General features: G+C 68.1%; 27 protein-coding genes and 1 pseudogene. 10 read left to right on the top strand and 18 right to left on the bottom strand.

Annotation, left to right across the window (positions count from 1 at the left end):
* The first annotated feature begins 26 nt into the window (after positions 1-26).
* Positions 27-299 (top strand): hypothetical protein, encoded by a 273-nt coding sequence (locus ACZYY4_RS03870; RefSeq protein WP_463808132.1) that lies wholly within the window; start codon positions 27-29, stop codon positions 297-299.
* A 132-nt stretch (positions 300-431) separates the two neighbouring features.
* Here the strand turns inward: ACZYY4_RS03870 and hemW are convergent, their stop codons facing one another.
* The 3 genes from hemW to ACZYY4_RS03855 are packed head-to-tail and all read right to left on the bottom strand — an operon-like array spanning position 432 to position 2,606.
* Positions 432-1,610, bottom strand: coding sequence for a radical SAM family heme chaperone HemW (gene hemW / locus ACZYY4_RS03865; RefSeq protein ID WP_463808131.1), 1,179 nt, complete (start codon positions 1,608-1,610; stop codon positions 432-434).
* A gap of 49 nt (positions 1,611-1,659) precedes the next feature.
* The gene (locus ACZYY4_RS03860) at positions 1,660-2,067 is read right to left on the bottom strand and encodes a transglycosylase family protein (RefSeq protein WP_463808130.1); all 408 of its coding nucleotides are present in this window, start codon (positions 2,065-2,067) and stop codon (positions 1,660-1,662) included.
* Positions 2,064-2,606: a hypothetical protein gene (locus ACZYY4_RS03855; protein WP_463808129.1), complete on the bottom strand. Its 543-nt coding sequence runs from the start codon at positions 2,604-2,606 to the stop codon at positions 2,064-2,066. The genes ACZYY4_RS03860 and ACZYY4_RS03855 overlap by 4 nt, the downstream gene beginning before the upstream one ends.
* 75 nt (positions 2,607-2,681) lie before the next feature.
* Between ACZYY4_RS03855 and ACZYY4_RS03850 the strand changes: the two genes are divergently transcribed.
* The 4 genes from ACZYY4_RS03850 to ACZYY4_RS03835 all read left to right on the top strand — a co-directional run bounded on the left by ACZYY4_RS03850 (position 2,682) and on the right by ACZYY4_RS03835 (position 6,166).
* On the top strand, positions 2,682-2,903 hold the full coding sequence (locus tag ACZYY4_RS03850) for an Ms4527A family Cys-rich leader peptide (protein WP_463808128.1): 222 nt from the start codon (positions 2,682-2,684) through the stop codon (positions 2,901-2,903).
* Positions 2,904-3,018: 115 nt separating this feature from the next.
* A complete protein-coding gene (locus tag ACZYY4_RS03845; RefSeq protein ID WP_463808127.1) occupies positions 3,019-4,698 on the top strand; it encodes a nitrite/sulfite reductase in 1,680 nt (559 codons plus the stop codon).
* Positions 4,695-5,426, top strand: coding sequence for a phosphoadenylyl-sulfate reductase (locus tag ACZYY4_RS03840; RefSeq protein WP_463808126.1), 732 nt, complete (start codon positions 4,695-4,697; stop codon positions 5,424-5,426). The genes ACZYY4_RS03845 and ACZYY4_RS03840 overlap by 4 nt, the downstream gene beginning before the upstream one ends.
* On the top strand, positions 5,405-6,166 hold the full coding sequence (locus tag ACZYY4_RS03835) for a sirohydrochlorin chelatase (protein ID WP_463808125.1): 762 nt from the start codon (positions 5,405-5,407) through the stop codon (positions 6,164-6,166). The genes ACZYY4_RS03840 and ACZYY4_RS03835 overlap by 22 nt, the downstream gene beginning before the upstream one ends.
* A gap of 42 nt (positions 6,167-6,208) precedes the next feature.
* On the opposite strand, the gene ACZYY4_RS03830 is transcribed toward ACZYY4_RS03835, so the two are convergent.
* The 6 genes from ACZYY4_RS03830 to ACZYY4_RS03805 form a co-directional block, all read right to left on the bottom strand.
* The gene (locus tag ACZYY4_RS03830; RefSeq protein WP_463808124.1) at positions 6,209-7,246 is read right to left on the bottom strand and encodes a sulfate/molybdate ABC transporter ATP-binding protein; all 1,038 of its coding nucleotides are present in this window, start codon (positions 7,244-7,246) and stop codon (positions 6,209-6,211) included.
* Positions 7,243-8,058, bottom strand: coding sequence for a sulfate ABC transporter permease subunit CysW (gene cysW, locus ACZYY4_RS03825; RefSeq protein WP_463808123.1), 816 nt, complete (start codon positions 8,056-8,058; stop codon positions 7,243-7,245). Before cysW ends, ACZYY4_RS03830 begins: the two co-directional genes overlap by 4 nt.
* Positions 8,058-8,915, bottom strand: a complete 858-nt coding sequence (cysT, locus tag ACZYY4_RS03820; RefSeq protein ID WP_463808122.1) for a sulfate ABC transporter permease subunit CysT — start codon at positions 8,913-8,915, stop codon at positions 8,058-8,060. Before cysT ends, cysW begins: the two co-directional genes overlap by 1 nt.
* Positions 8,912-9,931, bottom strand: coding sequence for an extracellular solute-binding protein (locus ACZYY4_RS03815; protein WP_463808121.1), 1,020 nt, complete (start codon positions 9,929-9,931; stop codon positions 8,912-8,914). The genes cysT and ACZYY4_RS03815 overlap by 4 nt, the downstream gene beginning before the upstream one ends.
* A 114-nt stretch (positions 9,932-10,045) precedes the next feature.
* Entirely contained in the window at positions 10,046-10,138 is a 93-nt protein-coding gene (locus ACZYY4_RS03810) for an Ms4533A family Cys-rich leader peptide (protein ID WP_463808120.1), read from the bottom strand.
* 163 nt (positions 10,139-10,301) lie between these two features.
* On the bottom strand, positions 10,302-10,496 hold the full coding sequence (locus tag ACZYY4_RS03805; RefSeq protein ID WP_463808119.1) for a hypothetical protein: 195 nt from the start codon (positions 10,494-10,496) through the stop codon (positions 10,302-10,304).
* Between the two features lie 372 nt (positions 10,497-10,868).
* Between ACZYY4_RS03805 and ACZYY4_RS03800 the strand changes: the two are divergent.
* Positions 10,869-12,770: pseudogene (locus tag ACZYY4_RS03800) on the top strand (glycoside hydrolase family 15 protein); the annotation flags it as partial.
* Here the strand turns inward: ACZYY4_RS03800 and ACZYY4_RS03795 are convergent.
* The 4 genes from ACZYY4_RS03795 to ACZYY4_RS03780 form a co-directional block, all read right to left on the bottom strand.
* Complete coding sequence (locus ACZYY4_RS03795) at positions 12,767-13,501, bottom strand: sensor domain-containing protein (protein WP_463808118.1); 735 nt, start codon at positions 13,499-13,501, stop codon at positions 12,767-12,769. The pseudogene ACZYY4_RS03800 and the gene ACZYY4_RS03795 sit on opposite strands and share 4 nt — an antisense overlap.
* A 10-nt stretch (positions 13,502-13,511) precedes the next feature.
* Positions 13,512-14,279, bottom strand: a complete 768-nt coding sequence (locus tag ACZYY4_RS03790) for a sensor domain-containing protein (protein ID WP_463808117.1) — start codon at positions 14,277-14,279, stop codon at positions 13,512-13,514.
* Positions 14,279-16,183: a translation elongation factor 4 gene (gene lepA / locus ACZYY4_RS03785; RefSeq protein ID WP_463808419.1), complete on the bottom strand. Its 1,905-nt coding sequence runs from the start codon at positions 16,181-16,183 to the stop codon at positions 14,279-14,281. The genes ACZYY4_RS03790 and lepA overlap by 1 nt, the downstream gene beginning before the upstream one ends.
* A 72-nt stretch (positions 16,184-16,255) precedes the next feature.
* Entirely contained in the window at positions 16,256-16,831 is a 576-nt protein-coding gene (locus ACZYY4_RS03780) for a hypothetical protein (protein WP_463808116.1), read from the bottom strand.
* A 409-nt stretch (positions 16,832-17,240) separates the two neighbouring features.
* Here ACZYY4_RS03780 and ACZYY4_RS03775 point away from each other — a divergent pair, with 409 nt between their 5' ends.
* The gene (locus tag ACZYY4_RS03775; RefSeq protein WP_463808115.1) at positions 17,241-17,843 is read left to right on the top strand and encodes a type II toxin-antitoxin system PemK/MazF family toxin; all 603 of its coding nucleotides are present in this window, start codon (positions 17,241-17,243) and stop codon (positions 17,841-17,843) included.
* A 23-nt stretch (positions 17,844-17,866) separates the two neighbouring features.
* Here ACZYY4_RS03775 and ACZYY4_RS03770 read toward each other — a convergent pair whose 3' ends face one another.
* Positions 17,867-18,295: a CBS domain-containing protein gene (locus ACZYY4_RS03770; RefSeq protein WP_463808114.1), complete on the bottom strand. Its 429-nt coding sequence runs from the start codon at positions 18,293-18,295 to the stop codon at positions 17,867-17,869.
* Positions 18,296-18,422: 127 nt separating this feature from the next.
* Between ACZYY4_RS03770 and ACZYY4_RS03765 the strand changes: the two genes are divergently transcribed.
* Both ACZYY4_RS03765 and rpsT read left to right on the top strand, forming a co-directional pair.
* Positions 18,423-19,280: a ribonuclease Z gene (locus tag ACZYY4_RS03765; RefSeq protein ID WP_463808113.1), complete on the top strand. Its 858-nt coding sequence runs from the start codon at positions 18,423-18,425 to the stop codon at positions 19,278-19,280.
* Positions 19,281-19,409: 129 nt separating this feature from the next.
* On the top strand, positions 19,410-19,670 hold the full coding sequence (gene rpsT / locus ACZYY4_RS03760; RefSeq protein WP_463808112.1) for a 30S ribosomal protein S20: 261 nt from the start codon (positions 19,410-19,412) through the stop codon (positions 19,668-19,670).
* A gap of 76 nt (positions 19,671-19,746) precedes the next feature.
* On the opposite strand, the gene holA is transcribed toward rpsT, so the two are convergent.
* The 4 genes from holA to ACZYY4_RS03740 form a co-directional block, all read right to left on the bottom strand.
* Positions 19,747-20,709, bottom strand: a complete 963-nt coding sequence (gene holA, locus ACZYY4_RS03755; protein WP_463808111.1) for a DNA polymerase III subunit delta — start codon at positions 20,707-20,709, stop codon at positions 19,747-19,749.
* A gap of 12 nt (positions 20,710-20,721) precedes the next feature.
* Positions 20,722-22,284, bottom strand: coding sequence for a ComEC/Rec2 family competence protein (locus tag ACZYY4_RS03750; RefSeq protein ID WP_463808110.1), 1,563 nt, complete (start codon positions 22,282-22,284; stop codon positions 20,722-20,724).
* 3 nt (positions 22,285-22,287) lie between these two features.
* Positions 22,288-23,145 (bottom strand): ComEA family DNA-binding protein, encoded by an 858-nt coding sequence (locus ACZYY4_RS03745; protein WP_463808109.1) that lies wholly within the window; start codon positions 23,143-23,145, stop codon positions 22,288-22,290.
* A gap of 122 nt (positions 23,146-23,267) precedes the next feature.
* Positions 23,268-23,795, bottom strand: a complete 528-nt coding sequence (locus tag ACZYY4_RS03740) for a DUF4352 domain-containing protein (RefSeq protein WP_463808108.1) — start codon at positions 23,793-23,795, stop codon at positions 23,268-23,270.
* A 110-nt stretch (positions 23,796-23,905) separates the two neighbouring features.
* On the opposite strand from ACZYY4_RS03740, the gene ACZYY4_RS03735 reads away from it, so the two are divergent.
* On the top strand, positions 23,906-25,066 hold the full coding sequence (locus ACZYY4_RS03735; protein ID WP_463808107.1) for an acyl-CoA dehydrogenase family protein: 1,161 nt from the start codon (positions 23,906-23,908) through the stop codon (positions 25,064-25,066).
* Positions 25,067-25,076 lie beyond the last annotated feature (10 nt).

Here is a 25,076-nt window from a genome sequence, read left to right as displayed (position 1 = left end):
TAAGCATTCGAAAGTTCGTTGGATCGATGTTCGTAGCCGGCGCTGCCGCGGCGATCGCTATCGCCCCGACCGGCCTGATGCTGGCAACCGCGCCGGCGGGTACGACGGGCCAGACCGTCGTCGCCCAACCGCACGGTTCCGGCGGCCCCGACGGCAACGGCGGCGGCACCGGCTGTGGCCGCGACGCCGGCTGGCAGGGCTGCGGTGGCTTCATCCCCGGACAGGGCGGATTCGGTCACGGCTGCTTGAACGGCATCTGCGGCAGCTGGGACGGCGGCCGCGGCTGGTTCAGCGGCTGACCGGTCGGCCGACAACCGGGCTACCCCAGACGGCGGCGACCCGCCGCGCCCGGCTCCGCCGCGCTTGCGATCGCCGCTACCCCAGATGGCGGCGACCCGCCGCGCCCGGCTCCGCCGCGCTTGCGATCGCCGCTACCCCAGCAGCGAGCGCACCACGGCATCGGCCAACAGCCGGCCGCGGTCGGTGAGCACTAGCCGCTCACCATCGGAGCTCAGCAGGCCGTCGCCGACCGCGGCGGCGGCCCGCTGCTGCTCCTCCGGGCTCAGCCCGGCCAGCGTCAACCCGTCGCGCATGCGTAAGCGCAGCATCACGTCTTCGGTGTGCCGGTCGGACTCGGAGAGCTCCTCGAAGCCCGCGACCGGCAGCGTCATCTCCCCCAGGATCTGCGCATACGCGTTCGGGTGCTTGACGTTCCAGTAGCGCAGGACGCCGTCGTAACTGTGCGCGCCCGGGCCGGCACCCCACCACCGGCCGCCGCCCCAGTAACCCAGATTGTGTCGGCAGGCCGCGCCGGGCCGACACCAGTTGGACACCTCGTACCAGTCCATCCCGGCGGCACGCAGTGCGGTGTCAGCCAGCTCGTAGCGATGCGCCAGCACGTCATTGTCGGGCGCGGGTAGCTCCCCACGCCGCACCCGGCGGGCCAGTGCGGTGCCGTCCTCGACGATCAAGCCGTAGGCCGAGACGTGATCGACGCCGGCTTCCAGCGCGGCGGCCACCGAGCGCGCCACGTCGTCGTCGGTCTCACCGGGGGTGCCGTAGATCAGGTCGATGTTGAGGTGCTCGAACCCGGCGGCGCGTGCCTCGCGGGCGGCGGCCACCGGGCGGCCCGGCGAGTGGATACGGTCCAGGGTGGCCAGCACCCGCGGCGACACCGACTGCATCCCCAACGACACCCGGGTGTAGCCGGCGGCGCGGATCGCGTCGAAGAACTCCGGCGATGTCGACTCGGGGTTCGCCTCCGTGGTGACCTCGGCATCATCGGACAGTCCGAAGTGCTCCCGCACGTACTCGAGCACCTGCGTCAACCGCGCAGCGCCCAGCAGCGACGGCGTGCCGCCGCCGACGAACACGGTGTCGGCGCGCGGCCCGCCCAGGCGGGCGGCGGCCAACTCCAGCTCACGGGCCACCGCGGCCACCCAGGAGTCCGGGTTGGTGCCGCCCAGCTCCGCCGGGGTGTAGGTGTTGAAGTCGCAGTAGCCGCACCGGGTGAAACAGAACGGCACGTGCACATACACCCCGAACGGGCTTTGCTGGTCAAACCGGGCCGGTGCCACATCTGGCAGCGCTACCGCGGTCGCGGTTGTCATAGGGTCCGATCATCCCACGCCGCCGCGGACCGCGCTGTCGGTCAACGCCTCAGTCGGCCTGGGTCTGCAGTCCCTCGGTGTCCTCGAACAGCGCCGACAAGTAGTGGGTCAGCGACCCGACCGGGGCCGCGCCGGCGCCCGAGGTGGCAGAGCCGCCCCGGGATGCGCACGTCGGCCAGGCACCGGGCCCCTGGTCGGCCATGATGCGTTTGGCGACGGTGATCTGCTGCTCTGAGCTGGCCTGCGACGGCAACCCGATCCCGCCGTTGGCGTCCCAGGTCGCGGCGCTGATCTGCAGACCGCCGTAGTCGCCGTTGCCGGAGTTGGCCGCCCAGTTCCCGCCGGATTCGCATTTGGCGATGGCTTCCCAGTTGATCGGGTCGGCATTGGCCGCGCCGGTCAGTTCGGCGGCACCCACCAGCAGCACTCCGGCCGCCAGCGCTGTGAATTTCCTCATACCAATTCCACCTTGCTGGCCAGCCAGCGGCCGTCGACCTTGTCCATGGTCATCCGGACCCGGCTGCGGTCGATCACCGGTTCGGGGTTCTCGGCATTGCGCACCGCCTGGTTGACCAGCAGCACCACCACGGCGTGGTTCTTCTCGGCGGATTTGATCACCGCTTCGGCGACGTGTCCGCGCGCGGTCGCCTTGTTGTCGATCAGCAGCTGACGCAGCTTCGCGCCGGACCGGGTGTGCATCGCGTTGAACTCACCGGTCGCCCCGTCGGCGATATCGGCGAAGTTCCGGTCGACGTCGTCGGCGTCGATGTTGGTCAATCGCAACACATATGCCTCGGCGACCTGCAGGGCCTGCTCGCCGGCGAGATGGGTTTCGTAGTGCGCAACGGCCAGCCATCCGCCGCCGGCCACCCCGGCCATCAGTGTCGCCACCGCCAGCCAGCGGCGCAGCAGGGCACGTCCGTTGGCCCGCGGAGGCGGTTCAGGAACCGGTGGCGATTCCCACACCGGTTCCCATCCGAAGTCGACAACACTCACCTGCCCCACCCGCCTTCCGATCGGCTCCCAATCAGCTGTGTGTGCGGTTCCGCGTCCCGGTCCGCACAGTGCCGGATGTCCCGCTCCGGCCCCTCCCGCCCCGACCGCGTCGCCGTCGGGCCCCAAATGAGTTTTACGCACGCTGATCACAACTTTGCGCCGGTAAGGAAGATTTTCGGCATCCATGGCATAATCGCCCCTGTGACTGCCGCCTACTGCACCGCATCCGGGGTTGCCTTGGTGGCTCGGCGGCATATCGATTTCAAGCGGGTTTGCAGCTGCCGCTGTCTGCCTTGATGTCGTAGAACCGCCCACCTGTACTTTCCCAGCTGGCCGCCGGATCTGCGCCGCCGGAGACAGCCACCGGTGACCCCGCGCTCGATCCCGCCAGCTCCTTTCCAAAGGAGAATCGATGACCCCCACTCCGTCTGCTCCGCCGACCAAGGCCAAGCGCAGCGAAGCCCAGTGGGCGCTCGGCGAGACCGAACCGGTCAACCCCAACGAGCAGTTCAAGAAGGACGACCCAGCCCTCAACGTGCAGGCTCGGATTCTCGACGTCTACTCCAAGCAGGGCTTCGACTCCATCACCAAGGACGACCTGCGCGGCCGATTCCGCTGGATGGGGCTCTACACCCAGCGCGAGCAGGGGTATGACGGCACCTTCACCGGCGACGAGAACGCCGATCTGCTCGAGGCCAGCTATTTCATGATGCGGGTGCGCTGTGACGGCAAGGCGCTGTCGGCCGCCGCGATGCGGACCCTGGGCGAGGTCTCAGTCGAGTACGCCCGTGGCACGGCCGACATCTCCGACCGCAACAACCTGCAGTACCACTGGATCGAGATCGAAAAGGTTCCAGAGATCTGGGAGAAGCTGTCCGCGGTCGGGCTGCAGACCACCGAGGCGTGTGGCGACTGCCCGCGCGGCATGCTCGGCTCGCCGCTGGCCGGCGAATCGCTCGACGAGGTGCTCGACCCCTCCCCCGCGCTGGACGAGATCGTCCGGCGCTACATCGGCAACCCGGACTACGCCAACCTGCCGCGCAAATACAAGACCGCGGTGTCGGGCCTGCAGGACGTCGCCCACGAAATCAACGACATCTCGTTCATCGGCGTCAACCACCCCGAGCACGGCCCCGGCCTGGACCTGTGGGTCGGCGGCGGACTGTCGACCAACCCGATGCTGGCCCAGCGCCTCGGCGCGTGGGTGCCGCTGGACGAGGTGCCCGATGTGTGGGAGGCCGTCACCCGCTTGTTCCGCGACTACGGCTACCGGCGGCTGCGTTCCAAGGCCCGGCTGAAGTTCCTGCTCAAGGACTGGGGTGCGGAGAAGTTCCGCGAAGTTCTCGAGACCGAATTCCTGGGCCGCAAGCTGATCGACGGGCCGGCCCCCGCCCAGCCCACCGCGACCATCGACCACGTCGGGGTGCAGAAGACCCGCAACGGCCACAACGCGGTCGGAGTGGCCCCGATCTCCGGCCGGGTGGACGGCGCGACGCTGCTCAAGGTCGCTGAGCTGATGGAGCAGGTCGGGTCGGACCGGGCGCGGTTCACCCCGTACCAGAAGCTGATCATTCTCGACGTTCCCGACGAGAAGCTCGACGGGTTGCTCGCCGAACTGGATGCGCTGGGCCTGCCGGCCAATCCGTCGTCGTGGCGGCGCAATCTGATGGCCTGCACCGGACTGGAGTTCTGCAAGCTGTCGTTCGTCGAGACCCGGGTGCGCGCGCAGAGCCTGGTCCCCGAACTCGAGAAACGCCTCGATGACCTCAACGCACTGCTGGACGTGCCGGTCACCGTCAACATCAACGGTTGCCCGAACTCGTGTGCCCGAATTCAGGTGGCCGACATCGGATTCAAGGGCCAGATGATCGACGACGGCGACGGCAACTCGGTCCCGGGCTTTCAGGTACACCTCGGGGGCAGCCTGGGCGCCGACAGCGGATTTGGCCGTAAACTGCGCCAGCACAAGGTGTTCAGCGACGACCTCGGCGACTACATCGAGCGGGTGGTACGCAACTTCATCAAGCAGCGCAACGCCGGTGAGCGATTCGCTCAGTGGGCGGTGCGGGCCGAAGAGGACGACCTGCGATGAGGCCCCACAGCGAAGATCAGCTGCGCGAGTTGGCCGCCAAGGGCGCGGCGGAGCTGGACGGTGCCACCGCCGGCGAACTGCTGGAGTGGACCGACGCCAACTTCGGCGGGGTGAACGGGCCCCGCGGCGGTGCGACCGCCAACTACATCGTGGCCTCCAATATGGCCGACGCGGCGCTGGTGGACTTGGCGTCCAAGGTCCGCGCCGGGGTTCCGGTGTTGTTCCTGGACACCGGCTACCACTTCGCCGAGACCATCGGCACCCGCGATGCGGTGGAGGCGATGTACGACATCCAATTGGTCAACGTCACCCCCGAGCAGACCGTGGCGCAGCAGGACGCCGCCCACGGCAAGGACCTGTTCGCGTCGAACCCAGCGCTGTGCTGCCGGATGCGCAAGGTCGAACCGCTGGCCCGTACGCTGCGCGACTACTCGGCGTGGGTGACCGGGCTGCGCCGGGTGGAGGCGTCGACCCGCGCCAACGCCCCGCTGATCAGCTTCGACGAGCAGTTCGGTCTGGTGAAGATCAACCCCATCGCAGCCTGGACCGACGACGACTTGGACGCCTACATCGCGGAGCACAACGTGCTGGTCAACCCGCTGATCGATGAGGGCTACCCGTCGATCGGCTGCGCGCCGTGCACGATCAAACCGGCCGCCGGCGCCGATCCGCGCAGCGGACGCTGGGCAGGCATCGCCAAGACCGAATGCGGGTTGCACGCCTCGTGAGCGGTTCCGCCACAACGCTGGTGTTGACCGCGCACGGCAGCCGGGATCCACGCTCAGCCGCCAACACCCATGCAATCGCCGGGCACCTGCGCCGGGTCGCCCCGGAATTCGCTGTGCGGGTGGCGTTCTGCGAGCACAGCAGCCCCAACCTGCGCGACATGCTGGACACCGAGGTGACCGGCTCGACCAGCCAGACCATCGTGGTCCCGTTCCTGCTGGCCAGCGCCTACCACGCCCGCATCGACATCCCCGGGGTGATCGCGCAGTCCGGGGTGCCGGTGCGGGTGGCCCCCACTCTGGGCGAAGATGACCGGCTGGTGCAGGTCCTCGGCGAGCGGCTGACCGCCGCCGGGGCATCCCGTTTCGACCCGGAGCTCGGCGTGGTGGTGGTCGCGGTGGGTTCCTCGCACGCTGCCGCCAATGCGCAGACCGCCCGCGTCGCCGCCCCGCTGTCCCGCGGAACACGTTGGGCCGGTGTGGAAGTCGCCTTCGCTACCGCAGGACCCCACCCATCGGTACCAGAAGCCGTCGAACGCCTCAAGGCGCGCGGAGCCACCCGGATGATGATCGCGCCGTGGTTCCTGGCGCACGGCAGGATCACCGACGGGGTGGCCGCTTACGCTGCGCGCGCCGGGATTCCGATGGCCGAGCCACTCGGCGCGCACCGCCTGGTGGCAGCGACCGTTTTGGAACGGGTGGAGACGGCACTGGCGTTCACCGAGGACCACGCCGCCGCCTGACCCGCCGGCGCTTCTCGAGGGAGAGGGCCGAAAGCGACCGAGCTACGCCGACACCGGCGCGTCGGTGGTGGGCAATTCGCCCAGCGGCGGCACCCGGGTGGCCCGCACGTAGACGGTGTCCCCTTCGGCCAGCGCGAGTGCTTCGGCGTCGCCGCGGGTGATCTGCGCGGTGAACGGCACCTGAGTGGCGGCGTTGGTCAGCTCCACCCGCACCTCGAAGCCCAATGCCACCACCCGGTGGACTACCGCGCGCAGCACCGCGGACACCTCGGCACCGTCTGCATCGCCTGCGGCGGCCACCGCCATCTCCGGGCTACGGCCGACCCGGATGTCATGCGGGCGCACCAGGGCACCGTTGAGCGAGGACACCGCACCCAGAAACGACATCACGAACGCGTTCGCCGGGGCGTCATAGACCTCGGTCGGGGTACCGAGCTGCTCGATTCGGCCCTGATTGAGCACGGCGATCCGGTCCGCGACGTCCAGCGCCTCGGCCTGATCGTGGGTGACCAGCACCGTGGTGACGTGCACCTCGTCATGCAGGCGGCGCAGCCAGGCGCGCAGATCCTCCCGGACCTTGGCGTCCAATGCACCGAACGGCTCGTCGAGCAGCAGCACCTGCGGATCGACCGCCAGCGCGCGGGCCAGGGCCATCCTCTGTCGCTGACCGCCGGAGAGCTGATTGGGGTAGCGGGTCTGAAAACCGCTGAGGCCCACCACCTCCAGCAGGTTGTCCACCTTGTCTTTGACCTCGGACTTGGGCCGCTTGCGGATCTTGAGCCCGAACGCCACGTTGTCGCGCACCGTCATGTGCTTGAACGCCGCATAGTGCTGGAACACGAATCCGATGCCGCGGCGCTGCGGCGGGATCCCGGTGACGTCGACGCCGTTGATGGTGACGGTTCCGCTGTCCGGGTGGTCCAGACCGGCGATCGCCCGCAACAGGGTCGACTTGCCCGAGCCGCTGGGGCCGAGCAGGGCGGTGAGCGAACCGGACGGCACCGCGAAGTCGACGTTGTCCAGTGCGACGAAATCGCCGTAGCGTTTGTTGGCTCCGCGGACGGTGATCGCGTTACTCATCTGCTTCCCTTTCCGGCCCGCCGCATGTCGAGCACCACCGAGACGATCAATACCAGCACCGACACCGTCATCAACAGCGTCGACAGGGCGTACGCGCCGTATTCCGCACCGCGGTTGTAGCGGTCGGACACCAGCAGTGTCAGCGTCTGAGACTTGCCGGGCAGGTTGGACGACACGATCAGCACCGCGCCGTACTCGCCGAGAGTGCGCGCCACGGTCAGCACGATCCCGTACGTCAGCCCCCATCGGATCGACGGCAGGGTGATCCGCCAGAACGTCTGCCACCAACTCGAACCCAGCGTCGCCGCCGCTTCTTCCATGTCGGTGCCCAGTTCGTGCAGCACCGGTTCGACTTCCCGGATCACGAACGGCAAGGTGACGAAGATACTCGCCAGCACGATGCCCGGCAGGCCGAAGATGATCTTGAAGCCCCAGTCGTTCTCCACGAAGCCCAGCAGGCCGGCCGATCCCCACAGCACGATCAGCGCGACACCGACGATGACCGGCGAGACCGCGAACGGCAGGTCGATGACCGCCTGCAACACGCCCTTGCCGCGGAACCTGTTGCGTGCCAGCACCAATGCCGTCGGAATGCCGAAGACGATGTTCAGCGGCACCACGATTGCCACCACCAGCAGTGACAGCTGCAGCGCCGAGATCGCCGCCGGGGTGGAGATGTAGGCGAAGAACTGCCCGAATCCGGGCGCGAAACTGCGCCACAGGATCAACGACACCGGAACAATCAGCAGCAGACCGACGTAGGCCAGCGCCAGGAACCGGAACAGGTAACGGACTTTCGGTGACGACGTCATCAGGACCGCTCCTGCCGCTTGGTCGCCCGCGCGCCCAGCACCCGCAGCGCCAGCAGCACCAAGAACGAAATTCCGAGCAGCACAAGGGAGATCGCCGCTGCTCCGGTGCGGTCGTCGTTCTCGATCAAGGTGCGGATCCACTGCGAGGACACCTCGGTCTTGCCGGGCACCGCCCCGCCGATCAACACCACTGAGCCGAATTCACCGATGGCCCGTGAAAATGCCAGGCCCGCCCCGGTCAGCAGCGCGGGCATCAGCGAAGGCAACACCACCGCACGAAAGATCGTGAAGCCGGAGGCTCCCAGTGACGCGGCAGCCTCCTCGACCTCCCGATCGATCTCCAACAGCACCGGTTGCACAGCGCGCACCACGAACGGCAGCGTCACGAACGCCAGCGCCAAGCCGACACCGGCGGCGGTGTGCTGCAGGTGCAGGTGCACCGGGCTGGCCGGGCCGTACAGCGCCAGCATCACCAGACTGGCGACGATGGTGGGCAGCGCGAACGGCAGGTCGATGACCACGTCGATGAGGCGCTTGCCGACGAAGTCGTCACGTACCAGCACCCAGGCGATCAGCAGGCCGAACACCAGGTTGACCACGGTGACGCCGGCCGCGATCGTCAACGTCACCCGGAAGGACTCCAGCGCGGCATGCGAGGTGATCGCCAGCCAGAACGCCCGCCAACCACCGCCGGCTGCCTGCCAGGCGACCGCCGCCAGCGGGGCCAGCACGATCAGCGACAGCCACACCACCGCAGCGCCCACCCGCAGCGACACGCCTTCCCGCCGGAATCCGGAATGCACCGGCGGCCCGCCCTCGCCGGGCCGGGTCGCCTCGGTGACCACGATCGCCGTCATCCGGTGGCCCGGGTGTAGATCTTGGTGATGGTGCCGCTCTCCTTGTCGAACAGACCGGTGTCGACGACATCCCACCCGCCGAGATCGGCGATCGTCCAGAGCTTGTCCGGGGCCGGGAACTCCTCCCGGAATTCGGCCGCGATGCCCGGGTCGGCCGGGCGGAAGCCGGCCTGCGCCCACAGTCGTTGCGCGACGGTCGTGTACTGGAAGTTCTTGAACGCGGTGACGGTGTCGAGGTGCCTGCTGGAGGTCACCACCGCCAGCGGGTTCTCAATCTTGAAGGTCTGCGGTGGGTTCACGTGCTCCACCGGCTTGCCCTTGCGCTCGACGGCGATCGCCTCGTTCTCGTAACTGATCAGCACGTCGCCACTGCCCTGCAGGAACACATCGGTGGCCTCCCGCCCCGAGCCCGGGCGCAGCTTGACGTGGTCGCTGACCAGTTTGTCGACGAAATCCAGGCCGGACTGCGGGTTCTTACCGCCCTCGCTCTTGACGGCGTACGGAGCCAGCAGGTTCCACTTGGCCGATCCCGAGCTCAGTGGACTGGGAGTGATCACCTCGACGCCGGGTGCCAGCAGGTCGTCCCAGCTCTTGATGTGCTTGGGATTGCCCTGCCGCACCACCAGGGTCACCACCGAACCGAATGGGATGCCCTTGGTGACGTCGGCATTCCAGTCCTCGGCAACCTTGCCGGCCTTCACCAGTCGGGTGATGTCGGGTTCCACCGAGAAGTTCACGATGTCGGCGGGTTTGCCGTTGGCGACGCCGCGGGACTGATCCCCCGACGCGCCGTAGGAGCTGACGACCTCCACGTCGGCGCCTTCCTCGGTGCCGTAGAAGGCCGGGATCACCTTGCTCCAGCCCGGTTCGGGAACCGCGTAGGCCACCAGCGTCAGGGTGGTGTGCGTATCGGATCGCTCGGCACCACCGATCACATCGCTGGGGCCACCGCCGCACCCGGCGATCAGTACAGCGGACAGCGCGAGGGCGGCGCCGCGGGTGACGGTGTGACGCATTGATGACCTTTCGGTGCAGGCTGAGGAAATCGGTTCCCATCGCTTCGCAAAGGTGGCTGCCCAATGGATGACATGCCGGGCATTACGACACCGATGCGTCGACGGGGCGGGAATTCAGCGACAACAGTGCACGTCGGCCACAGCGCAATTACCCACAGCAATGAGGGCCAAGACGTGGCACACTCCATCACCGGACGCTGCGAACATGCCGGGAAGCGTAACAGAACCCCGCGGTTCAGCGAGGCTCGACGGAGGAGAGCCGAAGCTGGAACCGCGGCATGAACCCCGGCGACTCAGCGGGTCAGCAGCCACATGACGATTACCAACACGATCAAACCGACCAGAATCAACGTCACCTGCGAGCGCGGCATCAGCGCGCACCGTCGTCGTCGTGCCGGACACGTCCCAACACCCGGATTCCCTGCCCCAATGCGGTGTCCAGCACCACCGCCAGACCGTAGGCCAGGGCCAGCACCACCGGCATCACCACCGCGGTCTGCGCGACGAAGCCCAGGCCGGACAGCCACAGCTCGACGCCGTCCCACCAGCTCAGGAAGCCAACCATCCCGCCCACTTTAGCGGCGATCACAAGCGCGGCGGAGCCGGGCGCAGCGGATCACCGCCATCAACCCAGCGGCGATCGCAAGCGCGGCGGAGCCGGGCGCAGCGGATCACCGCCATCAATGCAGCGGGCCGCCGTCGTCAACACCCCATGTGCGCCGTCGGAGAAAACCAAGATGCGGCGGGTCAGTTGGACGTGCGGCAAGCCGCCAGAGATGATGTCGGAATGGTCCTGCACACCCCGCCGGGCGATGCACCCGACAAGACCGCCCCTGAAGTCACCAAAAAAGTGTCGGATGTCCGATCCGCGACCAAGGCGACTCCGCCACTGTCAGCCACCGCGCCGGTGCCGTATTCGGCGGCGCCCGGTCAGGTCCGCAACTCGTTTCCACCGATCGCCGACTACGCGTTCTTGTCGGATTGCGAGACCAACTGCCTGATCTCGGCAGCCGGTTCGGTGGAGTGGATGTGCGTGCCGCGCCCCGACTCCCCCAGCGTCTTCGGCTCGATCCTGGACCGCGGCGCCGGGCATTTTCGGCTCGGGCCCTACGGAGTTGCGGTGCCCGCGGCACGGCGCTACCTGCCCGGTAGTCCGATCATGGAGACCACCTGGCAGACCCACACCGGCTGGCTGATCGTGCGAGACGCGCTGGTGATGGGCAAGTGGCACGACATCGAGGCGCGGTCCCAGACCCACCGGCGCACCCCCACCGACTGGGACGCCGAGCACATCCTGCTGCGCACGGTGCGCTGCGTCAGCGGCACCGTCGAGTTGACCATGAGCTGCGAGCCGGCCTTCGACTATCACCGCACCAGCGCCACCTGGGAGTACTCGGCCAACGCCTACAGCGAAGCGATCGCGCGGGCCCGCCAAGACCCGGACGCCCACCCGACCCTGCGGTTGACGACGAATCTGCGGCTGGGCCTGGAAGGCCGGGAGGCGCGAGCCCGCACCCGGCTGACCGAGGGCGACGACGTATTCGTGGCGTTGAGCTGGTCGAAGCACCCTGCGCCGCAGACCTATGCCGAAGCCGCCGACAAGATGTGGAACACCACCGAGTGTTGGCGGCAGTGGATCAACATCGGCAACTTCCCCGACCATCCGTGGCGGGTCTATCTGCAGCGCAGCGCGCTGACACTGAAGGGGCTGACCTATTCGCCGACCGGCGCCCTGCTGGCCGCAGCCACCACATCGCTACCGGAAACACCGCAGGGCGAACGCAATTGGGACTACCGCTACGCCTGGGTGCGGGATTCGACGTTCGCGCTGTGGGGGCTCTACACGCTGGGGCTGGATCGCGAGGCCGACGACTTCTTCTCGTTCATCGCCGACGTGTCCGGCGCCAACAACGGCCAGCAGCGTCCGCTGCAGGTGATGTACGGCGTCGGTGGGGAACACGAACTCGCCGAAGAAGAGCTGGACCATCTGTCCGGCTACGACAACGCCCACCCGGTCCGGATCGGCAACGGTGCCTACAACCAGCAGCAGCACGACATCTGGGGCACCATGCTGGACTCGGTCTATCTGCACGCCAAATCGCGCGAACAGATCCCCGAAACCCTATGGCCGGTGCTCAAGCGTCAGGTGGAGGAGGCGATCGAGCACTGGCGCGAGCCGGATCGCGGTATCTGGGAAGTGCGCGGCGAACCGCAGCACTTCACCTCGTCGAAGGTGATGTGCTGGGTGGCGCTGGACCGCGGCTCGAAGCTGGCCGAATTGCAGGGCGAAGTCTCCTACGCCCGGCATTGGCGGGTGATCGCCGAGGAGATCAAAGCCGACGTGCTGGCCAACGGGGTGGATTCTCGCGGCGTGCTGACCCAGAGTTACGGCAGCGTCGCGCTGGACGCCTCACTACTGCTGGTGGTGCTCACCCGGTTCCTGCCGGCCGACGACCCGCGGGTGCGCGCCACCGTGATGGCCATCGCCGAGGAACTCACCGAGGACGGTCTGGTGCTGCGCTACCGAACCGACGAGACCGACGACGGCCTGTCCGGCACCGAGGGCGCCTTCACGATCTGCTCGTTCTGGCTGGTCTCGGCACTGGTGGAGATCGGCGAGGTCAGCCAAGCCAAGCACCTGTGCGAGCGACTGCTGTCGTTCGCCAGCCCGCTGCACCTCTACGCCGAGGAGATCGAGCCACGCACCGGCCGGCACCTCGGCAACTTCCCGCAGGCGTTCACCCACCTGGCGCTGATCAACGCCGTCGTGCACGTGATCCGCGCCGAGGAGGAGGCCGACTCCACCGGCGGGTTCCAGCCCGCCAATGCACCCAACTAACGCACGCTCGCGCGTGATCGGCCGATCTTGGCCATCTCCGCCCGGGCGGTATCGGCCGCACTGTCGGACGCGGGCTCGTCGTTGGCGCCGAAGAAGACGTCGACGTCGACGAGGCAGCTCCCCTGCACGCCCAGCGCCCGAAGGGTCCACATGCCGAGGATCCGGCTCATCTTCGTGTTAACGGTGGCAGTGACAACCTGGGAGCCGGCCCGGACATCTGAGATGGTCGCGGCAGCGTTTCCCGGCGTGTCTCGGGTGACGGCAACTCCCTCGCACCTGCCCCACTGCCCCGCGAACACCTCGAACGCCGCCTGGGCGTCGGCTGCACTGGGCAAAGCGACGACGGCCATCGTCACCTCGTTCATCGCGGACCGGTCCAGGCCCGCGTACCGCCAGTCCTTCCAGTCGACATGGTGCACCGTCAGCTGCTGGTAGGCGCTTCGTTGGGCGGACTCCGCGACCCCGACACAATCCCGGGGAACCCCCGCTTCCCAGGAGTCCGACAGTTGCTCGATCCCACCCGACCGTGCGGGCCTCCTGGCGTCGGCCTCGAAGCCCGTGCGCAACACCTTGGACAGTTCGGCGTCGTCGAGAAAGATCTGCCCGACCGATTCCGCAGCGACCGGGTCGGGGGCGGCCCCACGGCGGGCCTGGCCTGCCACCGTTTGCGTGCAGCCCCCGAGCATCAGCAACGCCAGTGGGACGACCACAGCCTGGCCGGCGGCCCTCATCAATGAGAACCTAGCCACTCAGCCCGCGGACCTTGTCGAGCATCGCCCGCGCCAAGTCGGCCGCGGTGGTGTCCCCGGCCGGTGGGGCGTCGGCGTGGTCATCTTCGCCGACGAACCAGAACACGTCGACGTCGACGATGCAGTTCACCCGCGCCGCCACCGCCCGCGACACGCGCAGGCCCACCTCGCCGTCCACGGTGGTCCGCACGGTGGCGGTGAGCACCGCGTCGGTGTTGGAGACGTCGGTGACCTCGCCGCTGGCGTCGCCGTTGTCCTCACCGTGGCGGGTCACCGTGACCCCGTCGCAGTGGCCCCACTGCTCGGCGAACTTCTCGAAGAGCGCGTCGGCGTCAGCGGCGGTGGCCAGTGCGATCACCGCCTCGCCCACCCCGGTCAGCGGCGAGTCGTCGGCGGCGGAGCTGGCGTCCCAGAATTCATGGGCGACATCCTGCACGCCGACAGAGCCGTAAACCGCCTTCTGGCCGCCCACCGCAGCGCCGACGCAGTCTTCCGGCGTCGCCGAGTCCCAGGCGTCAGGCAGGTCATCGACGCCACCGAAGCGCGGGGGCAGGGCGGGGTCGCTGTGAAAGGGCTGACCGACCAGCTTCGACAGCTCGGCGTCGTCGAGCAACACCTGCCGGACCGCCATGCCGGTAACCGGTGTGGGGGCCAATCCCGGTGCGGGCCTGACGGTTCCGCTGACCACCGTGGTGCACCCGCTGGCCAGCAGCACGAGCGCCGCCGCAGCTGCAGCGGTTCTGCCTGCCCGGGCGGCCACTATTTTTTGGTTCTTTCCCCGGTCGGCCCGCCGCCATCGGTGGACAGTGCCGCGACGAACGCCTCCTGCGGTACGTCGACCCGGCCGATGGTCTTCATCCGCTTCTTGCCTTCCTTCTGCTTCTCCAGCAGCTTGCGCTTACGGGTGATGTCACCGCCGTAGCACTTGGACAGGACGTCTTTGCGGATGGCCCGAATATTTTCGCGGGCAATGATTTTCGAGCCGATCGCAGCTTGTATCGGCACCTCGAACTGCTGGCGCGGGATCAGCTCCTTGAGCTTGGTGGTCATCTTGTTGCCGTAGGCCGCCGCCGAATCCTTGTGCACGATCGCGCTGAATGCGTCGACGGCCTCGCCCTGCAGCAGGATGTCGACCTTGACCAGGTCGGCCTCCTGCTCGCCGGCCTCCTCGTAGTCCAGGCTGGCGTAGCCGCGGGTGCGCGACTTCAGCGAGTCGAAGAAGTCGAAGATGATCTCGCCCAACGGCATTGTGTAGCGCAGCTCGACACGTTCCGGCGAGAGGTAGTCCATGCCGCCCAGCTCGCCGCGCCGGGACTGGCACAGTTCCATGATCGTGCCGACGAATTCACTCGGTGCGATCACGGTGGTCTTGACGACGGGCTCGTAGACGGTGCGGATCTTGCCCTCGGGCCAGTCCGAGGGGTTGGTGACGATGATTTCGGTGTTGTCTTCGGCGACCACCCGGTAGACGACGTTGGGCGAGGTGGAGATCAGGTCCAGGTCGAATTCGCGTTCGAGGCGCTCCCGGGTGATCTCCATGTGCAGCAGGCCCAAGAAACCGCAGCGGAAACCGAAGCCCAGTGCCACCGAGGTTTCCGGCTCGTAGGTCAGCGCGGCGTCGTTGAGCTGCAGCTTGTCCAGGGCGTCCCGCAGGTTCGGGTAGTCCGACCCGTCCACCGGGTACAGCCCCGAATAGACCATCGGCTTGGGTTCGCGGTAGCCGGTGAGCGCCTCGGTCGCACCGTGTCGGGCGGTGGTGACGGTGTCGCCGACCTTGGACTGGCGCACGTCCTTCACGCCGGTGATCAGATAACCCACCTCGCCGACACCGAGTCCCTTGGTGGCCTTGGGTTCCGGGGAGACGATGCCGACCTCGAGCAGCTCGTGGGTGGCGCCGGTGGACATCATCGCGATCTTCTCGCGCGGGGTGATCCTGCCGTCGACGACGCGGACGTAGGTGACCACGCCGCGGTAGATGTCGTAGACGGAGTCGAAGATCATTGCCCGGGTGGGCCCGTCGGCGTCGCCGGTGGGCGGTGGTATCTGTTTGACGACTTCGTCGAGCAGTTCGGCCACACCTTCGCCGGTCTTGCCGGACACCTTCAACACGTCTTCGGGTTCGCAGCCGATGATGTGGGCCAGTTCGGCGGCGTAGCGTTCCGGGTCGGCGGCGGGCAGGTCGATCTTGTTGAGCACCGGGATGACGGTGAGATCGCGGTCCAGTGCCAGGTACAGGTTGGCCAGGGTCTGGGCTTCGATGCCCTGGGCGGCGTCGACCAGCAGGATGGCGCCCTCGCAGGCTTCCAGCGCGCGGGACACCTCGTAGGTGAAGTCGACGTGGCCGGGGGTGTCGATCAGGTGCAGGACGATCTGTTCGCCGTTGACCTGCCACGGCAGCCGCACGTTCTGGGCCTTGATGGTGATGCCGCGCTCCCGCTCGATGTCCATCCGGTCCAGGTACTGGGCGCGCATCGACCGGTCGTCGACGACGCCGGTGAGCTGCAGCATCCGGTCGGCCAGCGTGGATTTGCCGTGGTCGATGTGGGCGATGATGCAGAAGTTCCGTATCTGCGCCGGCGCGGTGAAGGTCTGGTCGGCGAAACTGCTGATGGGAATCTCCTGGTGAGCGGGTGAGGCGGCGGCGCGTGCCTGCTGTCTAGCCAGGGTAGCGAGGCGATGGCTGCAAAACGAAACCCCCGGAGGCGCACCTCCGGGGGTTTGCGTTCCGAACGAGGATCACATGTCGAGCGAGCCCAGGCCGAAGTAGCCGAGCACGTCGCTGAAGCCGAGCTCGAAGTAGGAACCGGCCTGCGCCCAGCCGTCGCCGGATGCGGCGGCGGCGGTGGCGATGGCCTCCGCGGCATTCCCACCGAACAGCGCACCGCTGTCCCAGTCGAGGTTGTCGCCGCCGTTCATCAGCGCCCACAAGGCGGCGTTGCTGCCGTTGTTGAACTCCAGCATCGCGCCGTTGAGCAGACTGTAGGAACCCGAGTCGCCTGACGACATCTCGTCTTGCCAGTTCACCCCGTACAACAGCTGGCCGAACGCCGCCTGCTCCAGCAAGTTGGCGTGCGAGATAGTCGCGAACGGGTTGTCGTCGGTGGGCTGGATAATGTCGGTCGCCGGGACACTCGTGAGAGCCGCACCGTTGGTGAAGAGCCAGTTCATCGAGTCGTGCTGGCTGTCGACGATGCTGCTCCAGTTGAAGGCCTCGGTGTCCGGGGCATCGGGCGCGGCGGCCGCCAGCGGAGCCAACGCGAATGCCGCACCCGCAGCGAAGCTGCCTACCACGCCGATCTTGCGAATGTTCATAGTCATATGCCTTTCACGATGTCCAACCGGCCGGGCAGTCTGCCACCGCCGGATGCTCCCCCAGCACCGTCCGCTGCAAAGCAAGACGAATCTAACAGCTACCTGTGATCAAACACAACTGTCAGTTCACTTAGCTGTCAGCTAGCAGAATTGTTGCGAGAGTCTTCCCAGGTAGACGAGACAGTCTTGCACACCACCAGCCTTCTTAGCGGGCCTAAGCTGGGACATCACATCGCCAATGCTGAACATGGCCGGCAGGCCTCGCTTTCGTCAATGCAATCGGCATTCAGCTTTCCAACGGGTCCGCTGATTTCTTCCACGCTTGCGCATACCGGGCCGCTGCCGTCGTGTCCACGTCGCCTGACGTCGGAACATCGGTGCGCGATCCCGCCTCGCCTATGCTGCGATCATGGCTTCCCCGCGGAAGAGCCCGTGGCAAACCGTGCAGCGGTTCGCCGAGAACCTGGTGTTCAACGAGGCCCCACGGTTCATCCGCCAACTGGAGCAGGCGCCGCTGGTGCAGCGGGGCATCGAGCAGGGCATCAAGATCGGCCTGGAGGTGCTCGGTGGCGCGGTGCCGGACCCGTCGCCGGCGATCCCGGCCGGCCGGCCGGTCACAGATAACAGTGCCCCGACCGCGCACCGCGCCCGCAGGCTGGTCTACGCCCCCGATCTCAATGGCCGAGCCGACCCGGGCGAGATCGTCTGGACCTGGGTGGCCTACGAGGACGATCCGGGCCAGGGCAAGGACCGGCCGGTGTTGGTCGTCGGGCGCGACCGCACCATGCTGCTGGGACTCATGTTGTCCAGCCGGCAGCGTCACGAAGACGACGCGAATTGGCTGGGAATCGGCGCGGGCAGCTGGGACGAAGCCCACCGGCTCAGCTGGGTGCGGCTGGACCGGGTGCTCGACGTACCCGAGGAGTCGATCCGGCGTGAGGGCGCCATCCTGGAACGCACGGTGTTCGAGGTGGTGGCCGCCCGGCTGCGCAGCGACTACGCGTGGAGCTGAGCTCCACCCTTGGCGGCGACCCGCTACCCCTGGCTGATGTAGGAGCGCAGCTGCGCGTGCTCGGCCTGCAGCTCCTCCATCCGCGACTTGACCACGTCGCCGATGCTGACGATGCCGGCCAGCCGGCCGTCTTCGAGCACCGGGATGTGGCGCGCCCGGTGCTCGGTCATCAGCATGCTGACATCGTCGGCGGAGTCGGATTTGGCGCAGGTCGCTACCAACCGGGTCATGATCGCCGACACCGGCCGGGCCAGCAGGCTGGCGCCATGAATGTGCAACTGGCGTACCACGTCACGCTCGGAGGCCACCCCCTCCAAGCCGTCGGTTCCGATCACGACCATGGCGCCGATGTTGTGCTCGGCCAAACCCGCCAGGAACTCCATGACGGTGGCATCCGGATCGATGGTCACCACCGCCGCACCCTTGTTCCGCAATACATCCGCGATCCGCATCGAAGCCTCCCGCCGCAGTGATCTGCTTCACACCAGGCTAGGCCATTTTGCCCGGTTGCGGGGCGGCGATGCCGAAAGTCTGTCGATCGCCCAGCGCGGCCCGGATATCTGTGGCATATGTGACGTCATGAGCATCGAAATCACCCTGCTGGGCACCGGAAGCCCCATCCCCGACCCGAACCGCGCCGGACCGTCGACCCTGATCCGGGCCGGCGGCCAAACCCTGCTGGTGGACTGTGGGCGCGGGGTGTTGCAGCGGATGGCCGCCGCGGGTGCGTCCGCCAACACGCTGTCCGCGCTGTTGCTCACTCATCTGCACAGTGACCACATCGCCGACCTGGGCGATCTGCTGATCACCCGGTGGGTCACCACTTTCACCCCCGACCTCACGCCGCTGCCGATCATCGGACCACCGGGCACAGCGGAGGTCGTGGAGGCGACGCTGCGCGCGTTCGGGCATGACATCGGCTACCGAATCGCCCACCACGCCGACCTGACCGCCCCGCCACCGGTCGAGGTGGCCGAACACACCGCAGGTCAGGTCTGGGATCGCGACCACGTGCAGATCACCGTGGCGCCCACCGATCACCGGCCGGTGACGCCCACGATCGGCTTCCGGATCGAATACGCCGACGAAACCGGGACCGCATCGGTGGTGCTGGCCGGGGACACCGTGCCCTGCGACAGCCTCGACCAGTTGTCCGCCGGAGCCGACGCGCTGGTCCACACCGTGATCCGCAAAGACCTCATCGCTGCGCTCCCCCAGCAGCGGATCCGCGACATCTGCGACTACCACTCCTCAGTCGCCGAAGCCGCCGCCACGGCCCGGCGGGCCGGAGTCGGCACGCTGGTACTGACCCATTACGTACCCGCGATCGCGCCCGGGCAAGAGGAGCAGTGGCGGGCGCTGGCCGCCGCGGAGTTCGACGGCACCATCGAGCTCGGCGACGACCTGCACCGGGTCGACGTGAGTGCGGGCGGCTGAGCAGAGGAGGCCCGGTCGAGCCAAGATGAGCCAAGTTGGGGAGTTGACCGGCCAGCTGGTAACCTGAACAGCCGTTGCCCCCGTGTCGGGAGGCGAACCCAACTCAAGCTTTTAAGAAGGAACTACTCCGTGGCCAACATCAAGTCGCAGGTGAAGCGCAACCGGACCAACGAGCGCGCCCGGCTGCGCAACCAGTCGGTGAAGTCGGCGGTGCGCAGCGCGATCCGCGCCTTCCGCGAGGCCGCCGATGCCGGCGACAAGGAGAAGGCCGGCGAGTTGCTGGTTTCGACCGGCCGGAAGCTCGACAAGGCCGCCAGCAAGGGCGTGATCCACAAGAACCAGGCCGCCAACAAGAAGTCGGCGCTGGCGCGGACCCTCAACAAGCTCTGATTTCGCGGGTCACCCCCTCGACGCAAGCCCCTGATTCCCCACCGGGAACAGGGGCTTTCGTGTTGCTGTTGCGGCTCTACCGGGCGGCCAACTCGGCGACTTTGCGGACCGCGGCCTCCAAGGCGTAGTCGGCGTCGGCGGCGGCGCCTTTGACGTCGGCGTTGAGTCCTGCCACCAGCCGCACCGCGGCGGCCACGGAGTCGCGCGACCAATACCGGGACTGTTTCTGCGCCTTCTGCACCCGCCAGGGCGGCATGCCCAATTCACCGGCCAGCCGGTAGGGGTCACCGGACTTGGGACCGACCCTGGCGATGGTGTGGATCGCCTCGGCCAGCGCGTCGGCCAGCACCACGTGCGGTTCGCCGCGGATCATCGCCCAGCGCAGCGCCTCGGTGGCGCCCTCGATGTCGCCGACTACCGCCCGATCGGCGACGTCGAAGCCCTTCACCTCGGCTTTCCCGCTGTGGTAGCGGCGCACCGCGATGGCGTCGACGTGCCCGCCGGTATCGGCGACCAGCTGCGAGCAGGCCGCGGACAGCTCGCGGATGTCGGAGCCCACCGCGTCGAGCAGCGCTGTGACGCAGGCGTCGTCAACCCGGACCTTGAGCTGGCGGAACTCGCCGCGGACGAAGTCCACGCGCTCGGCGGCCTTGGTGATGCGGGCGCACGGATGCACCTGGGCGCCGAGTTCGCGCAGCTGCCCGGCCAGCGCCTTGGCGCGTCCGGCGCCGGAGTGCACCACCACCAGCACGGTGCCCGGCGGGACGTCGGCGGCCGTCGCCCCGATGAGGGTCACGGCCTCCTTGCCGGCCTCACCGGCGGCTTCCAGCACCACGACGCGTTCATCGGCGAACAGCGAAGGGCTCAGCAGCTCGGCGAGCTCGCCCGCCTCGACCTCGCCGGCCCGCAACCGGTCCACCGGGATGTCGGTGCTGCCGGCTTGGACCCGTACAGCTGCCAACACCTGCGCGACGGCCCGCTCGACCAGCAGTTCCTCATCACCGAGGATCAGGTGTAGCGGCGAAACCGGTTGGCTCACCCGACAATCGTGTCACGCAGCCCCGACACCCGCCCAGCCGGTCAACACCTCCGTGACCGACCAGGCCAGCACGCACATTGCCAGTGCGGCCAGCATCCGCCGGCAGCACCGCCACCGCCAACAGATCACGATCAGCACCGCGGCGGCGCCGACGCCGAACACCCCGGTCGCCCCGGCGGGCACGGGCACGGTCGCGGCGGGCACCGCGCCGGTCCAGTGCGCAACCCGGCACACCCACCACAGTTCGGGTCCGGTGAACCGGATCAGTAGTTCCGCGGCCGCCGGCCACCACCCGCACAGCACCGCTGCCGCGCTGCCCAGCACGGTGATGGGCGCGACCAGCACCGCCACCGCAAGATTGGCGAGGGTGCTGACCAGGCTGAGCCGACCGGAGATGCCCGCGATCAGCGGCGCGGTGACCAGATTTGCGGCCCACGCCACCGCGACCGCGGCGGCCAAGGGTTTCGGCCAGCCGCGGGCCACCAGCCGAGCCGACCACACCGGCGCGATCAGCACCAACGCCGCGGTGGCGATCACCGACAGGGCGAAACCGACATCGACGGCCAGCTGCGGGGCCAATGCCAGCAGCACCAGCACGCTGGTGGCCAGGCTCGGAATCGCCTGGCGCCGTCGCGCCGACAGCACCCCCAGCAAGGCGATCGCACCCATCACCGCCGCCCGCAACACACTGGCCGTGGGCTGCACGACGATCACGAACGCGACCAGCGCAAGCCCGGCCAGCATCGCGGCAGCCCGCGGCCCGACCAGTCGCGCCGAAAACAGCACCGCACCGCAGACGATGGTGACATTGGCACCGGAGACCGCCATCAGGTGCGTCAGACCCGCAGCCCGGAACTCCCGCCCGGTCGCAGCGGTGATCGCCGAGGTGTCGCCGAGGACCAGCGCGGGCAGCATCCGAGCCTGCTCGCCGGGCAGCACCCGCCCGGCGGCGGCCGCGAACCGGGCCCGCACCCGATGTGCTGCCCGCGCCACGGGCCCCGGCTCGCCCCATCTCGGCTCCCCCGCGGCGGTCAGCACCGCCACCGTCAGGTCACGCCGGGCCGGGCGGGCGATCTTGGCGCGGAACGCCATCGACTGGCCGACCATCACCTCACCGAACTCAATGCCGGACGCGAAAACCATTACCCGGCCGGAGGATTCAGCGCCGTCGAGACACTGCAGGGTAGCCCGGAACATCAGCCGCCGGGCGCCGGCCGGCATCGGGCTCTCGCTGGGGGTGACCGTCACCGCCGCGGTGCGGCCGAACGCCGCGGCAATCGGGTGATGGATGACGGCTTCGGTGCGCAGCGCGACAGCCCATCCGAACCCCGCCCCCACCGTTGACGCGGCCGCCAGAGCGGCACCGGCCAGTCGCCAACCGGGACGAGCCGTCCGCCCACCGTGCCGGTACACCAGGGCCGACACAGCGGCGAGCAGTGCGCACAGCACCGCCAGCGTGCCGCCGAGTCGCCACTGGATGCCGGCAGCGGTGACCAGCCAGCCGGCCAGTGCCGCCGGCACCAACCGGACGTCCAGCCGGGCCGCCGGTGGTGCCGGGGCCGGTGGCTGCGTCACGCCTCAGACGCGGACCAGGGCACGCAGCTTCTCCAGCCGCGCCGGACCGATTCCATCGACGTCGCCGAGTTGGTCCACGTGGGCGAATTTGCCGTGGGTGTCGCGCCAGGCCACGATGGCGGCCGCGGTCACCGGTCCGACGCCGGGCAGGGCGTCGAGCTGCTCGACGGTCGCGGTGTTGAGGTTGACCGGCTCGCCGGCTTTCGGCTCGGGTTTGGTCACCGTCGGCGCGGTGCTGGTGCTGGTGCGCGGAGCCTCCGGTACCGGCGATGCCGCGCCGACCGAGCTGCCGAGTACCGGCGGCCCGGATGGCGGTGCCAGGCCGACCACGATCTGTTCGCCGTCGACCAATGGGCGGGCCAGGTTCAACCCGATGGTGTCTGCACCGTCGAGGGCCCCGCCGGCGGCGGTGAGCGCATCGGCGATCCGGGAACCGGGCGACAGCGTCGCCAGACCCGGCTTGTGCACCAACCCCACCACGCTGACCACCACCTGATCGGCGCCCGGCGGCGCAGGACTCGCGGTCGAATCCTCGGTGCGCGGGCCGGCGGCCGAAACCATCTCGACCGGGGGCAGTTTGGCGCTCAGCACCGGCGCGGGCTGGTCACGGAGCACGGTGAACACAGTGATGAGCACCGCGACCGCGGCGATCACCGCAAGCGCGATCGCACCGGATCGGCCCGGATCGGCCCGCACCTTGGCGAGCCACCCGGCGTCAGCCGTGGCGTCGGGCAGCCAGCGTGGCAGCAACGAATTCGGGCCGGCCTCGTCGTCCGACTCGGGCGTGTCAGCGGTGCGATCGGGTTCCGGCAGCAGTCCGAGGCGACGCTGCAGCCGCTCGCCGGGTAGTTCTGGTGCCATACGCCGACGGTAGGCGCCGACCCCGGCAGCGCAGCCGGCTCGACAGCGGCCGCGGACCGAAATTGTGGATCACTGCACGACTGTGCAAAAACCGCTGCCAATGGCGAGGACTCGCAGTACTGCTACGGGTTCAACCACTCCCCGGTGTCCTGGGAGATGCCCGAGGACGGCGAGTAGCGCACCTTCGTCGCGGTGACCCCGGGGGGCAGCGCGAACACGACGCAACCGGTGCTCGACGAGCCGGCGGCGATCAGAAACCAGCCGTAGGCGAAGTCCTGGCACTCGGTCACCGTGGCGAAATCAGCCTGATAGTTCTGGTCGTCCGAACCGACCACCGAGACGTCGCTGTTGCTGTTGCCGACGATCGTCGTCGTTCCGGCGTTCTCGATTCGCAGTTTGGTCGCGATGTAGGTCTTACCGGTCTCGCCCCAGCCGTTCGGGACGGTGGCCGGGTTGATGACGTCGGTCAGCGTCACCGCGATCTTCTGCCCGCCGATCCGCATCAGGTCCAACGTCTGGCCGATGTGCGCGGCCGGTTTGGCGACCTGAGACCGCGACGGGGTCGGCGTCGGTTCGGTGTTCTTGGCCGGTTCCGCCGAACACGACACCGCCGACAACAGGACGCACAGCGCAACGAGCGACCGCTTCATGCGGTCAAGCCTACAAAAGGGCACGATGCCGACCTTCTGGACCGACCGGTAACGGGTTCGGATTAGGGTGCATACCAGTCTGCGTTTCCATCCCGATACAGGAGTCCGCCGTGCAACTGGCACTCACCGACGAAGAATCCGCATTCCGCGATGAGATGCGCGCCTTCTTCACCTCCGAGATCCCCGCCGACATCCGGGAACGCGGCCGGTTGGGCCACTCGATCTTTCCCGACGACATCATCGCCACCCAGAAGATCCTCAACGCGCACGGCCTCGCGGTGCCCAACTGGCCGGTCGAGTGGGGCGGCAAGGACTGGACTCTGACCCAGCACCAGATCTGGCTCGACGAAATGCAACTGGCATCGGTGCCCGAACCGCTGACCTTCAACGCCAAGATGGTCGGCCCGGTGATCGCCGAATTCGGTTCCCAGGCCATCAAGGAACGCTTCCTGCCCGCCACCGCCAACCTCGATATCTGGTGGTGCCAAGGCTTTTCCGAACCCGATGCCGGCTCCGACCTGGCAAGCCTGCGCACCACGGCGGTGCGTGACGGCGACAGCTACATCGTCAACGGGCAGAAGACCTGGACCACGCTCGGGCAGTACGCGGACTGGATCTTCTGTCTGGTGCGCACCGACCCGCAAGCGCCCAAAAAACAGGCCGGCATCTCGTTTCTGCTGTTCGAGGTGTCCACGCCGGGTGTCACCATGCGACCGATCAAGCTCATCGACGGCGGCTTCGAGGTCAACGAGGTGTTCTTCTCCGACGTGCGGGTGCCCGCCGATCAGCTGGTCGGCGAGGAGAACCACGGCTGGACCTACGCGAAGTTCCTGCTGGGCAACGAGCGGACCGGGATCGCCGGGGTGACCCGCACCAAGGTCCGGCTCGCCGAGGTCAAGGAGCGCGCCAAGGAGCTCGGCGCGCTCGACGACGCGCTGTTCGCGGCACGGCTGGCCGAGATCGAAAATGATTTGCTGGCACTGGAACTCACCCAGATGAGGGTGTCGAGTGATTCCGTCGACGGCAAACCCAACCCGGCGTCGTCGGTGCTCAAGCTGCGCGGCAGCCAGCTGCAACAGGCCGTCACCGAACTGTTCGTCGAGCTCGCCGGGCCCGATGCGCTCCCCTTCGAGGCGGGCGAGGGCATCGCCTCTCCGGAGTGGGCGCAGCAGGCCGCGCCGACATACCTGAACTACCGCAAGACATCGATCTACGGCGGCAGCAACGAAGTGCAGCGCACCATCATCGCGTCCACCATTCTCGGCCTGTAGGAGGTACGAC

The sequence above is a fragment of the Mycobacterium sp. IDUB_21 genome, assembly GCF_055419425.1.
This window is presented reverse-complemented; position numbering and strand designations above follow the sequence as displayed.

What these genes read in the sequence shown, in the direction of transcription:
- ACZYY4_RS03830 (WP_463808124.1), bottom strand. Translation starts at nt 7,246, where the DNA reads ATGAGTAACGCGATCACCGTCCGCGGAGCCAACAAACGCTACGGCGAT.
- hemW (WP_463808131.1), bottom strand. Translation starts at nt 1,610, where the DNA reads ATGACAACCGCGACCGCGGTAGCGCTGCCAGATGTGGCACCGGCCCGG.
- cysW (WP_463808123.1), bottom strand. Translation starts at nt 8,058, where the DNA reads ATGACGTCGTCACCGAAAGTCCGTTACCTGTTCCGGTTCCTGGCGCTG.
- ACZYY4_RS03810 (WP_463808120.1), bottom strand. Translation starts at nt 10,138, where the DNA reads ATGTTCGCAGCGTCCGGTGATGGAGTGTGCCACGTCTTGGCCCTCATT.
- ACZYY4_RS03860 (WP_463808130.1), bottom strand. Translation starts at nt 2,067, where the DNA reads ATGAGGAAATTCACAGCGCTGGCGGCCGGAGTGCTGCTGGTGGGTGCC.
- ACZYY4_RS03870 (WP_463808132.1), top strand. Translation starts at nt 27, where the DNA reads ATGTTCGTAGCCGGCGCTGCCGCGGCGATCGCTATCGCCCCGACCGGC.
- ACZYY4_RS03740 (WP_463808108.1), bottom strand. Translation starts at nt 23,795, where the DNA reads ATGAAGCGGTCGCTCGTTGCGCTGTGCGTCCTGTTGTCGGCGGTGTCG.
- ACZYY4_RS03795 (WP_463808118.1), bottom strand. Translation starts at nt 13,501, where the DNA reads ATGAGGGCCGCCGGCCAGGCTGTGGTCGTCCCACTGGCGTTGCTGATG.
- cysT (WP_463808122.1), bottom strand. Translation starts at nt 8,915, where the DNA reads ATGACGGCGATCGTGGTCACCGAGGCGACCCGGCCCGGCGAGGGCGGG.
- ACZYY4_RS03835 (WP_463808125.1), top strand. Translation starts at nt 5,405, where the DNA reads ATGCGGGTTGCACGCCTCGTGAGCGGTTCCGCCACAACGCTGGTGTTG.
- ACZYY4_RS03765 (WP_463808113.1), top strand. Translation starts at nt 18,423, where the DNA reads ATGAGCATCGAAATCACCCTGCTGGGCACCGGAAGCCCCATCCCCGAC.
- ACZYY4_RS03770 (WP_463808114.1), bottom strand. Translation starts at nt 18,295, where the DNA reads ATGCGGATCGCGGATGTATTGCGGAACAAGGGTGCGGCGGTGGTGACC.
- ACZYY4_RS03745 (WP_463808109.1), bottom strand. Translation starts at nt 23,145, where the DNA reads ATGGCACCAGAACTACCCGGCGAGCGGCTGCAGCGTCGCCTCGGACTG.
- ACZYY4_RS03775 (WP_463808115.1), top strand. Translation starts at nt 17,241, where the DNA reads ATGGCTTCCCCGCGGAAGAGCCCGTGGCAAACCGTGCAGCGGTTCGCC.
- ACZYY4_RS03815 (WP_463808121.1), bottom strand. Translation starts at nt 9,931, where the DNA reads ATGCGTCACACCGTCACCCGCGGCGCCGCCCTCGCGCTGTCCGCTGTA.
- ACZYY4_RS03850 (WP_463808128.1), top strand. Translation starts at nt 2,682, where the DNA reads ATGTCCCGCTCCGGCCCCTCCCGCCCCGACCGCGTCGCCGTCGGGCCC.
- ACZYY4_RS03840 (WP_463808126.1), top strand. Translation starts at nt 4,695, where the DNA reads ATGAGGCCCCACAGCGAAGATCAGCTGCGCGAGTTGGCCGCCAAGGGC.
- ACZYY4_RS03845 (WP_463808127.1), top strand. Translation starts at nt 3,019, where the DNA reads ATGACCCCCACTCCGTCTGCTCCGCCGACCAAGGCCAAGCGCAGCGAA.
- ACZYY4_RS03780 (WP_463808116.1), bottom strand. Translation starts at nt 16,831, where the DNA reads ATGAACATTCGCAAGATCGGCGTGGTAGGCAGCTTCGCTGCGGGTGCG.
- ACZYY4_RS03805 (WP_463808119.1), bottom strand. Translation starts at nt 10,496, where the DNA reads ATGGTTGGCTTCCTGAGCTGGTGGGACGGCGTCGAGCTGTGGCTGTCC.